The organism is Thalassotalea algicola, assembly GCF_012932965.1.
Classification (GTDB): domain Bacteria; phylum Pseudomonadota; class Gammaproteobacteria; order Enterobacterales; family Alteromonadaceae; genus Thalassotalea_F; species Thalassotalea_F algicola.
In genome coordinates, this window is sequence record NZ_JABBXH010000007.1 from 157,292 (window position 1) to 169,353 (window position 12,062).

The 12,062-nt window shown below is 41.0% G+C and carries 7 protein-coding genes, 4 tRNA genes and 2 rRNA genes; all 13 read right to left on the bottom strand.

All coding sequences use genetic code 11. From position 1 onward, the window contains the following. Positions 1-54 precede the first annotated feature (54 nt). The 13 genes from tuf to HII17_RS17455 all read right to left on the bottom strand — a co-directional run bounded on the left by tuf (position 55) and on the right by HII17_RS17455 (position 11,758). A complete protein-coding gene (tuf, locus tag HII17_RS17395; RefSeq protein WP_169076645.1) occupies positions 55-1,239 on the bottom strand; it encodes an elongation factor Tu in 1,185 nt (394 codons plus the stop codon). 74 nt (positions 1,240-1,313) lie between these two features. Beyond that, positions 1,314-1,389: transfer RNA gene (locus HII17_RS17400), tRNA-Thr, on the bottom strand. Between the two features lie 15 nt (positions 1,390-1,404). After that, positions 1,405-1,478: transfer RNA gene (locus HII17_RS17405), tRNA-Gly, on the bottom strand. Positions 1,479-1,506: 28 nt separating this feature from the next. Then, positions 1,507-1,591: transfer RNA gene (locus HII17_RS17410), tRNA-Tyr, on the bottom strand. A 33-nt stretch (positions 1,592-1,624) separates the two neighbouring features. Beyond that, positions 1,625-1,700, bottom strand: a tRNA-Thr gene (locus HII17_RS17415). A 114-nt stretch (positions 1,701-1,814) separates the two neighbouring features. After that, positions 1,815-2,546, bottom strand: a complete 732-nt coding sequence (locus HII17_RS17420; protein ID WP_169076646.1) for a type III pantothenate kinase — start codon at positions 2,544-2,546, stop codon at positions 1,815-1,817. Then, on the bottom strand, positions 2,530-3,519 hold the full coding sequence (gene birA / locus HII17_RS17425; RefSeq protein WP_169076647.1) for a bifunctional biotin--[acetyl-CoA-carboxylase] ligase/biotin operon repressor BirA: 990 nt from the start codon (positions 3,517-3,519) through the stop codon (positions 2,530-2,532). The genes HII17_RS17420 and birA overlap by 17 nt, the downstream gene beginning before the upstream one ends. Further along, positions 3,512-4,537, bottom strand: coding sequence for a UDP-N-acetylmuramate dehydrogenase (gene murB / locus HII17_RS17430; protein WP_169076648.1), 1,026 nt, complete (start codon positions 4,535-4,537; stop codon positions 3,512-3,514). The genes birA and murB overlap by 8 nt, the downstream gene beginning before the upstream one ends. Positions 4,538-4,617: 80 nt before the next feature. Beyond that, positions 4,618-6,780 carry a GumC family protein gene (locus HII17_RS17435; RefSeq protein ID WP_169076649.1) on the bottom strand — a complete coding sequence of 721 codons (2,163 nt, stop codon included), beginning with the start codon at positions 6,778-6,780 and terminating at the stop codon, positions 4,618-4,620. Next, a complete protein-coding gene (locus HII17_RS17440) occupies positions 6,777-7,310 on the bottom strand; it encodes a polysaccharide biosynthesis/export family protein (RefSeq protein WP_169076650.1) in 534 nt (177 codons plus the stop codon). Before HII17_RS17440 ends, HII17_RS17435 begins: the two co-directional genes overlap by 4 nt. Position 7,311: 1 nt before the next feature. Further along, on the bottom strand, positions 7,312-8,508 hold the full coding sequence (locus HII17_RS17445; protein ID WP_169076651.1) for a hypothetical protein: 1,197 nt from the start codon (positions 8,506-8,508) through the stop codon (positions 7,312-7,314). A 119-nt stretch (positions 8,509-8,627) separates the two neighbouring features. Beyond that, positions 8,628-8,742: ribosomal RNA gene (rrf, locus tag HII17_RS17450) — 5S ribosomal RNA — on the bottom strand. A 138-nt stretch (positions 8,743-8,880) separates the two neighbouring features. Next, positions 8,881-11,758: ribosomal RNA gene (locus tag HII17_RS17455) — 23S ribosomal RNA — on the bottom strand. Positions 11,759-12,062 lie beyond the last annotated feature (304 nt).

A 12,062-nucleotide genomic window follows, 5' to 3' on the forward strand; every position in this document is an offset into this window, starting at 1 on the left:
ACAAAAAAGGCCGCTTACGCGACCTTTTTCTGTGTATTCTAGTGTTTATCGATATTAGTCGATAACTTTAGATACAACACCAGCACCTACTGTGCGGCCACCTTCACGGATTGCGAAGCGTAAACCTTCGTCCATCGCGATTGGGTTGATTAGCTCAACAACAAACTTTAAGTTGTCGCCTGGCATTACCATTTCTACACCTTCAGGAAGCTCTACTGCACCTGTGATGTCAGTTGTACGGAAGTAGAACTGTGGACGGTAACCTTTGAAGAATGGTGTATGACGACCACCTTCATCTTTCGTTAGTACGTATACTTCTGACTCGAACTTAGTGTGTGGGTTGATTGAACCAGGCTTACATAATACTTGACCACGTTGAACTTCTTCACGCTTAGTACCACGTAATAATACACCACAGTTCTCACCTGCACGACCTTCGTCAAGAAGCTTACGGAACATCTCTACACCAGTACAAGTAGTTGTTGTAGTTTCTTTGATACCTACGATTTCTACTTCGTCACCTACTGTGATGATACCGCGCTCTACACGACCAGTTACAACCGTACCACGACCTTGGATTGAGAATACATCTTCGATTGGTAAGATGAAGTCACCATCGATTGCACGCTCTGGCTCTGGAATGTAAGTATCTAACTCTTTAGCAAGTTCTAATACTTTCTCTTCCCATTGTGCTTCACCGTTAAGTGCGCCTAATGCTGAACCTTGGATTACTGGTAAGTCATCACCTGGGAAATCGTATTCTGAAAGAAGTTCACGTACTTCCATCTCTACTAATTCTAATAACTCTTCGTCATCTACCATGTCACATTTGTTCATGAATACGATGATGTAAGGTACACCAACCTGACGTGATAATAAGATGTGCTCACGTGTTTGTGGCATTGGGCCATCTGTAGCAGCTACTACTAAGATCGCGCCGTCCATTTGTGCAGCACCTGTGATCATGTTTTTAACATAATCCGCGTGACCTGGACAGTCTACGTGTGCGTAGTGACGAGTCTCTGTATCGTATTCGATGTGAGATGTATTGATTGTAATACCACGCTCACGCTCTTCTGGAGCATTATCGATTTGTGCGAAGTCACGAACATCACCACCGAAAGCTTTCGTTAATACTGCAGAGATAGCAGCTGTTAAAGTAGTTTTACCGTGGTCAACGTGTCCGATAGTACCAACGTTAACATGCGGTTTCGAACGTTCAAATTTTTCTTTAGCCACTTTATATACCTCAAGGTAAAAATTAAAAGTTATTAAGTTTTAAATAAAGATATATGGATAGAATTTCTAAGAAATGGTGCTAATAGGCAGATTCGAACTGCCGACCTCACCCTTACCAAGGGTGCGCTCTACCAACTGAGCTATATCAGCACTATGTACAAAGAATGGAGCGGACGGCGGGAATCGAACCCGCAGCTTTAGCTTGGAAGGCTAAGGTATTACCACTATACGACGTCCGCATTCTACCGGAATATCTCTGCATAAAAATGGTGGAGGGAGGTGGATTCGAACCACCGAAGGCGGAGCCGTCAGATTTACAGTCTGATCCCTTTGGCCACTCGGGAACCCCTCCAATATTCTTGTCTTACTTCCGAAGAAGTATTAATGGTGCCGACTGCCGGAGTCGAACTGGCGACCTACTGATTACAAGTCAGTTGCTCTACCAACTGAGCTAAGTCGGCACTACATTAAGTGGTGCGCATTCTAGTGTAATGTTTTAAGGCTTGCAATAGTTAAAATTAAAATTTTTTATAAATACGTTTATTTGGCGTTTTTTTACGCATCTGTAAGAAAAATTATTGATTATCCAAAAAACAACTTAAACCATGAAAGACTAGTTTACTGTCATATTCTGCTGAAATATCAAGTAACTTGATAAGCTGCTTTCCATTACCACCCGTAATAATAACTTTATCGATAGGGAGTAGCTGCTTTTCAAGTAAATTTATAGCTTGGGTAATAAGGCCAAGTGTTGCAGCCCATGCTGCTTGGGCTAAGTTATCATTTGTCGAAAGCCCCAATGCGAGTGAATCTATATCTGCGCTCTGCCCTAATACATTTTCAGTATTTAATTGAATACTACTAAATAAAGTATCGACTCCTGCTAATATCCATCCACCCAGGTGCATGCCTTGACGATCTAGATAATCAACCGTTGTTGCCGTTCCTGCATCGACAATTAAACAGGCTTGTTTTGGCATTAGCTTTTGTGAACCAAGCATAGCTAACCATCGATCAACGCCTAATTGCGTTGGTTTTTTGTAGCCATTTGTAACACCAAATGCTTCTGCTTCTGTGCAGGGACGCTTCATTGGAATTCTATTTGCTTCAGCCCAATGAACAATCAAATTAGCTAAATGCTCATTTGCAACACACGCTAATATAATTTGATTAACCGATTGCCAATGAGTTTTGAACCAATGCTCTGAGATATTAGTATTGTCACAGTAGCCAATTTCACAAAGTTCACCAGATTTTACGAAACAATATTTAGTGCGTGTATTTCCTATATCAATCAATAATTGCATCTGCACCTCGCAAACTTACTTCACCGCCATATATTGGTTTAATATGACCTTCGATTTCAAACAACAGTGCGCCGGAGCTATTAACACCTCGGCAGATGCCATGTTGAACTTTCTCACCTGTTATTAGTTTCACGGTTTTATCTTTAAATAAATCTTTTTCATGCCACTCATCAAGCATGGAATCAATACCTAAGTCTGCTTGCTCAGCAAGTCGTTTACTAATCGACGCGATAATACTTGCGGCAAGCTCATTTCGATCAATTGCAATGTCGATATGGCGTTGTAAATCGGTCCAAGCTTGTGTAATAGATGATGCTGCTTGTTCAGGCATGTTTAGATTAAGGCCAACACCAATTACACTATGACACTCACCTGTAGTTTGCCCTTCCAGATCAATTAAAATACCGGCTAATTTAACTCCTTGATAGTACACATCATTCGGCCACTTCAGTTCGACATCTATTTGGTAAAGTTCATTTATTGCATCACTGATTGCCAACGCAGTTAATAAGCTCAAACCCATGGCTTGAGACATTCCCTGCTCTAAATAATGATAGTAAGATAAGTATAAGTGAGAGCCAAAGGGTGATACCCATTGCCTGCCCCGACGACCACGCCCAGCGCTTTGATACTCGGCAATACACACCTGCCCAGTATCTATCTGATTTGGCAGTTTTCTTAAAATAAAATCATTTGTAGAATCAATTAGCGTATGAACTTCGAGCTGGTTTTCTAAATTAATTTTTCTAAGATTCTCGAGAATAACTTGCTTATCCAGCAAATTAATTGGCTGTGCAAGTTGATATCCCTTCCCGCGAACTTTAAAGATATCTAAACCGATATCACTTAGTGCCGAAACTTGCTTTGATATTGCAGCCCTTGATACGCCTAATTCATCAGCTATCAGTTGACCAGAAACAAATTTCCCCGATGCAAGTGCTTGAACTAGTCTTTCTCTAATAGGCTTAGACATTTTCGATTAACTCTTCAATAGTACATTCGCCAGACTGGTCAACCAACCTAACTTCAGGCTCTAAGTTTATGCCAAACTTTTCTGTAATTTTTTCAATGATTAATTTTGCAAGTTTGATCATATCGCGCCCAGAGGCACTACCATAATTAACAAGCACCAATGCTTGGTCTTTATGGACACCTGCATCACCTATTTTAAAGCCTTTAAAACCGGCCTGTTCGATTAGCCAACCTGCCGCTAGCTTCACAGTTTCATTTGCTTGTGGATAGTTTGGTATATTAGGAAATTTTGCTATCAATTGTGTAAATTGCTCATGTGCTACAACAGGATTTTTGAAGAAACTTCCTGCATTGGCAAGCTCATTTGGATTAGGTAGTTTACTTTCACGTATTTCAATGACTTTTGCCATTACTTCACTTGGGGTAACATTTTTATGCAAAGTATTTAATCCTGCATAATTTAACTTTGCAGTCCATTTCTTTGGAATTACTATTTTTACAGAAACTATAATACCTTTTCCTTTTAGGTTTCCTTTAAACACACTATTTCGATAGCCATACAAACAAGCATGTTTATTAAAAGTTTCTATTTTTTTCTTGCCAAAGTTGTACCAATTGACCGAACAACAAAAGTCAGAGAATTCGACACCGTACGCACCTATATTTTGTACGGGGGCTGCCCCAACACTCCCGGGAATGAGTGCGAGGTTTTCCAATCCAGGCATGTCGCGTTCAATAGTAAATTTAACTAGCTCATGCCAATTTTCACCGGCACCAACATTAAGTAAAAAACAATTTTCAGCTTCTTCTATTTCGATGCCTTTTATTAACGGCCTTAAAATTTTAGGTGTTTTAGGCTCGGTAAAAAGGACGTTGCTTCCTTCACCCAGTACATAATATTCACTATTGGTTATAAGGTTTAGTTTTTGCAAATCCTCAATAGTTTTTATAGTAACTATCTCAGGACTTAAAGCACTAATAGCTAATGTATTGATAGGTGATTGAGGATTGCTTGGCATATTAGTCGTAATTTAGCGCTAAAAAAGTAGTATTTTATTTTAGCATGCCAATAAGGCAAATGACGAAATGAAATTATACGTTAGCCTTGTTTACGTACAGGTAACTTTATAATGTTGCCACGGTCATTATAGTATTTGTTTTGGTAGCGCGAAGTGTCAATACTTTCACTTTGATTAATGACAATCCCCTCTACTGGTGCCTTAGCCTGTTTAAGCATGCGTAAACCCGAGGTTATTTGTTCTCGCTTAGTCTTGGTACCGTGAACAACATATAAAACACTTTCGACAACACGCGAAATAATAACAGCATCACTTACTGCATTAACTGGAGGTGTTTCAATAATAATGCGGTCATAAAAATTGCCGAAAACCTTAATTAGCATATCAAAGCGTTTCATGGATAAGAATGCTAGCGGATTTGCAGGTGATATCCCCGAAGTTAAAATATCCAATTTTACATGCTTATCTCTTACGATACATTCATTGATTTGATGCGTCTTGGCTAATAAGTTGGATAAACCAGGTCGAAACGGATCTAAATGTAGGTTTTTCGCTACAGTTGGGTGTCTCATATCAGCTTCAATTAATAACACCTTTTCCATTTCACTATATGAACGGGCCAAATGAAGCGCTACTGTAGATTTTCCCTCGTTAGGCACAGAAGAAGTAACAGCAACTACTTTAGGCGGTTTTTTATCGCTGCTAAATAGTAAAGAGGTGCGCAAGGTTCTTATTGCTTCTGTAAAGCGACTATCGGTTAAATAGTTATCTTCATCTTTTGTCGTTTTTGTTTTAAACCTTGGTAGCACTGCTAAAACAGGCGCCTCACTAAAGTTTTCTAATTTACGACGTGAATTCAGCGTATCGCCTAGAAGCTCTCGCATAATGACATATAATGAAACAGCAACAAGCGACAATATAAAACTCATCATTACATAAAGCGATTTTCTGGGTGCAAATGGCCCTTTAGGCGTAATTGCTTTATCTAAAAACCTGACATAAAAAGTTGCAGTATAATTACCCATAGCGTCTGTTTCTTTAAGACGTATTAAGTAGCTGTTATAGAGTTCCTTATTGGTATCTACATCACGCTGTAATTGGGAGAATTGATTTTTTAGTCGACTTAATCGTAAAAAATCAGCTTTAGCACTTGTTAAACGGCTCTTTGTCGCTTTAACTTTTTCAATTGTCGTTAAATATTCTTTTTCAATTGATAGAACATGCTCTTCAATTTGCTGACGAATACTCGCCTCAATAGTTTCTAGTTCAGCTCTGACAGCTAGCATTTTAGGATGTTTAGGACCATATCGACCAGATAACTCAGAGATCTTTCTTTCTATTTTTTCCTGTGCATTTCTTAATTGAATATACGAACTATGACTATTAACTTCTTTAATTTCAGCTAGCTTTGAAAGATTGCCTTTGTGTTGTTTAATATAGTCATAGGAAACCTTCAAATCATCCCTTTCTTTTTCGGCTTTGATACTAGCTGCAGTCAACGCGCCTATTTCATCGCTTACCAAGCCAGAAATACCATTTACATCTACCAGGCCTTCAGATTCAATAAACTGCTGAAGGGCCAGTTCTGAAGAATCCAATTTCATTCCAAGTTCTTCTAGTTGGTCAACAAGCCACTGGGAAGTATTTTCCTTTGTCGAACTATGAATTTCGTTTTGATATTGTAAATACGTTTGTCCAACTTGATTAGCAACTTTCATCGTTAACTCTGGGTAGTACGATTTAAAAGTTATTTTTACAAGTTCAGTATCGGAAATAGGGCTAATTGTCAGTTGAGACCTAAACTGCCCAACAACAGAAGATAACGAAGGTTTTTCCGATAAATCCCCATCAGCTAAAAATGGGAGTTTGTCATTATATTTATTTACTCGAAATTCTGGATGTTCGATCAAATTAAGCTGCGCTACCACGCGTTCCGCAAATTTTCGCGAACGTAATATTTCATATTGGGTTTGGATAAGTTCGTAGGATGCCGCTGTTTCGTTATTAAGCGCATCGTTAAGAGAAAGTGCATTTGCACTTATATTACTACCAATTTGTAGAATGGCACTACTTTGATATCTGGGCTTTAATAAGCTCACATAAAAAGCCACCGTTAGTGAAACCAACAGTGTTAACGTTACAATTTTCCAACGCCTATTCCATAAAGGGCTTAACAGCTCCTTTAAGGAAACATCATCGTCAGCAAAATTATATGATGTCGCTGTGTTATCTATACTACTCAAAAAAAGCTTTGCTCAATGCTTATGATGTCATCAGGAAAAACGGGGGTAGCGATACTTGCTTCTATTGTGACCGTTTTGCCGTCGACTATACGGGTAATCTTCCATGCAGATTTAGATGCTCTTGCTGATAACCCTCCGGCTAACGCAATAGCTTTGTCTAATCTCAAATCATCCTGATATGGATACCCACCAGGCCTTTTAACTTCTCCATGAATAAAGAAAGGCCGATACTGAAGAATTGATACTGATACTTGAGGATGAACTAAATAGTCACCTTCTAATCCTTTTTTGATAATCTTCTCTACTTGCACAGTAGCTAACCCCAACACGTTAATATCAGGCAAAAAAGGAAAAGATACTAAACCAGACTTATCAATTTTAACTTCAGTCTTTAAATCAGGTTCGTCATATACACTAATTAATATTTTATCTCCTGCTCCCAACAAATAATCTGTCGCAGCGGCGAACGTACAAGTATATAGTAAAAGCACACTCGCGGTCAAAATTCGTACAATAGCTCGATAATTCATATTAAAAGCTAATATTACATCCTACTGTTATTTGCGAGCGATCGAACTCAAATTGAACAACGTCACTCTCTAGTTCATTGTAGCTGAAATCTATGTAAGCATTAAATTTTTCACTATATCTAAATTGGAGTCCTGTTAAAAATCGCAAACTATCTTCGTTTCTAATTTGCTCTTCTAGGCTAATTTCGCTCGCAATTAGACTCGCCGAAATTTTATAACTGAAAAATTCGTTTATTTTATAGTTGGCAGAAGCTGTATAACTATCGCTTACTTTAAAGTCACTACCCAGTTCCGCTTTTGTATCTGTAGCTCTTCCGGAAGAAATACTGAAGTTAAAATAATCAAATGGCATCCAATTATAGTTTAAGCGCCATTTAAATTTACTTTCATCACTCTGGTTCGAATTAAATTTAATCTGTTCTGTACCTATCAAAATATCTAATTCACTCGCAGCACTTGGTTTCCACTTAATACCACCTATTGCATAAATAACATCTTTATCTAAAGCAGAATTGTTTTCATATTCATATTGATTGTACTCTGCACTGAAAGACAAATATGTTTTTGCACCGACTAAATAGTCTAAGTCGATTAACACAAAGTCACGAGTATTTTTATATAACTGCGTTAAGCTTTTCCGCGTTGAGTATTCAATTTGTTTTTGCCCTAACAAGGCATTTAAACGACTAACACTATCAACACGACCGTATTGGTAACCCGCATTTATTAAAGTACTTTCAACCGTATCACCTTTATCGACCGAGCTCGCAATACCTTTAGTCAATCCTCGCCCTCTAAATTCATATATTTCATCAAATGACAATGAAACAAACGCTCTATGATCTGAGGCTAATTTATAAAAATATTTCGCTAAAACAGACTTATCGGTATGGTCATCTTCATCAAAATCACCGTACTGCCGATTAATCACTTCGCCAAAAAATTGCCCCAAATGAGTTTCATTATGTGCTTGTAAAAAAACACTTGGATTTAGACTAATCTCAGTAGTACTGTCGCCTCCGCTTTGTTCATAAAGAAAGTTATCAATAGTAGCAACTGAGGCATTGGCATTTAGTATTAATTGATTACCTTCGACAAATTCAATGTCAAAATTAGAAGCCTGTTTTTCTATGCTTACAGCATTTGACGAAGTTGCAACGAAAGCAATAAGTATTGGGGATAGGAAAAATTTACGCATAAGTAGAAGTTTTATTTTATTATGCGTTAAAGCAACCTTAAAAGAAAAGACTTAAATAAAGAATATTCTTTTGAAATGCAAAAAGCCCGCTCAATAGAGCGGGCTTTTCAGTAATAGGTGCCTAGCAATGTCCTACTCTCACATGGGAACTCCCACACTACCATCGGCGCAGTTGCATTTCACTTCTGAGTTCGGCATGGGTTCAGGTGGTTCTACAACGCTATTGTCGCTAGGCGAATTGATTACAATTTAGAAGGCTGATGTATCCGTTAATTCAAGTATCACAAGTACGTGATGTCGTGCATGAATGCACTCATGTCGATGTTATTCACCGATTCATGTCAGCATACAACAAAACCACTTGGGTGTTGTATGGTTAAGCCTCACGGGCAATTAGTATCAGTTAGCTCAAGGCCTCGCAACCCTTACACACCTGACCTATCAACGTTGTAGTCTCCAACGACCCTTTAGGGGAATTAAATTCCCAGTGAGAACTCATCTCAAAGCCTGCTTCCCGCTTAGATGCTTTCAGCGGTTATCAGTTCCGAACGTAGCTACCCGGCAATGCATCTGGCGATACAACCGGAACACCAGAGGTTCGTCCACTCCGGTCCTCTCGTACTAGGAGCAGCCCTCTTCAATTCTCAAACGCCCACGGCAGATAGGGACCGAACTGTCTCACGACGTTCTAAACCCAGCTCGCGTACCACTTTAAATGGCGAACAGCCATACCCTTGGGACCGACTTCAGCCCCAGGATGTGATGAGCCGACATCGAGGTGCCAAACACCGCCGTCGATATGAACTCTTGGGCGGTATCAGCCTGTTATCCCCGGAGTACCTTTTATCCGTTGAGCGATGGCCCTTCCATACAGAACCACCGGATCACTATGACCTGCTTTCGCACCTGCTCGACGTGTCTGTCTCGCAGTTAAGCTGGCTTATGCCATTGCACTAACCGTACGATGTCCGACCGTACTTAGCCAACCTTCGTGCTCCTCCGTTACTCTTTGGGAGGAGACCGCCCCAGTCAAACTACCCACCAGACAGTGTCCCCAAGCCCGATAAGGGCCCTAGGTTAGAACATCACGCATACAAGGGTGGTATTTCAAGATTGGCTCCACTCTATCTGGCGACAAAGTTTCAAAGCCTCCCACCTATCCTACACATGTAGGAGCAATGTTCACTGTCAAGCTATAGTAAAGGTTCACGGGGTCTTTCCGTCTAGCCGCGGGTATACGGCATCTTAACCGCAATTTCAATTTCACTGAGTCTCGGGTGGAGACAGTGTGGCCATGATTACGCCATTCGTGCAGGTCGGAACTTACCCGACAAGGAATTTCGCTACCTTAGGACCGTTATAGTTACGGCCGCCGTTTACCGGGGCTTCGATCATGAGCTTCGCAGAGCTAACCCAATCAATTAACCTTCCGGCACCGGGCAGGCGTCACACCGTATACGTCATCTTTCGATTTTGCACAGTGCTGTGTTTTTAATAAACAGTTCCAGCCACCTGGTTACTTCGACTGACCTATGCTTACGGAGCAAGTCCTTCACAAGAGCCAGCGTACCTTCTCCCGAAGTTACGGTACTATTTTGCCTAGTTCCTTCACCCGAGTTCTCTCAAGCGCCTTAGTATTCTCTACCTAACCACCTGTGTCGGTTTGGGGTACGGTTCCTTTATATCTGAAGCTTAGAAGATTTTCCTGGAAGCATGGCATCAACAACTTCAACTCCGTAGAGTCTCGTCTCGTATCTCAGTCTTAAGAACCCGGATTTGCCTAAGTTCTCAACCTACATACTTTCACACGGATAACCAACACCGTGCTTGCTTAGCCTTCTCCGTCCCTCCGTCGCAATATAAAGAAGTACAGAAATATTAATCTGTTTCCCATCGACTACGCGTTTCCGCCTCGCCTTAGGGGCCGACTTACCCTGCCCTGATTAACATGGGACAGGAAACCTTGGTCTTTCGGCGTGGGGGTTTTTCACCCCCATTATCGTTACTCATGTCAGCATTCGCACTTCTGATACCTCCAGCAAGCTTCTCAACTCACCTTCAACGGCTTACAGAACGCTCCCCTACCACTCAAAATAAATTTTGAATCCGCAGCTTCGGTGCATAGTTTAGCCCCGTTACATCTTCCGCGCAGACCGACTCGACTAGTGAGCTATTACGCTTTCTTTAAAGGATGGCTGCTTCTAAGCCAACCTCCTAGCTGTCTGGGCCTTTCCACATCGTTTCCCACTTAACTATGACTTTGGGACCTTAGCTGGCGGTCTGGGTTGTTTCCCTCTTCACGACGGACGTTAGCACCCACCGTGTGTCTCCCGGATATCACTCATTGGTATTCGGAGTTTGCAAAGGGTTGGTAAGTCGGGATGACCCCCTAGCCTTAACAGTGCTCTACCCCCAATGGTGTTCGTCCGAGGCTCTACCTAAATAGATTTCGGGGAGAACCAGCTATCTCCCGGCTTGATTAGCCTTTCACTCCGACCCACAAGTCATCACCGCATTTTTCAACATACGTGTGTTCGGTCCTCCAGTTGATGTTACTCAACCTTCAACCTGCCCATGGGTAGATCGCCGGGTTTCGGGTCTATTCCTTGCAACTAAACGCGCAGTTAACACTCGCTTTCGCTACGGCTCCCCTAATCGGTTAACCTTGCTACAAAAAATAAGTCGCTGACCCATTATACAAAAGGTACGCAGTCACCCGAAGGCTTCCACTGCTTGTACGTATGCGGTTTCAGGTTCTATTTCACTCCCCTCACAGGGGTTCTTTTCGCCTTTCCCTCACGGTACTGGTTCACTATCGGTCAGTTAGGAGTATTTAGCCTTGGAGGATGGTCCCCCCATGTTCAGTCAACATTTCACGTGTGCCGACCTACTCGATTTCACAAACATTTTGTCTTCGTGTACGGGACTATCACCCTGTATCGTTGTCCTTTCCAGAACATTCCACTGACGCCATGCCGCTTAAGGGCTAATTCCCGTTCGCTCGCCGCTACTAAGGAAATCTCGGTTGATTTCTTTTCCTCGGGGTACTTAGATGTTTCAGTTCTCCCGGTTTGCCTCACTGTGCTATGTATTCACACAGTGATAGTGTCTTATGACACTGGGTTTCCCCATTCAGAAATCGTAGTCTATAACGGTTTTTATCACCTTAACTACGCTTATCGCAGATTAACACGTCTTTCATCGCCTCTAACTGCCAAGGCATCCACCACATACGCTTAGTCACTTAACCATACAACCCTAAGTAGTCTTAAGTATTGTGGAGACAAATCCACAATCAAATGCATGTCTGACATTTTCACGTACTCTTATTAACAACAAGTGTTAATAGTGAGCTACTTGAATTAGATGAAATAAGATAAGGAAGTCTTATTTCAAGGTTGAACATTTATTCGAGGAGAATAAATGCTCGGTGATGTTTATCGTTATGTGAGTAACAGCGCGACACCGCACTCACCAGATAAACATCGTTCGAATATATTACTGATAAAGTAATTATATTCGGGATATATATCAGCTTTCCAAATTGTTAAAGA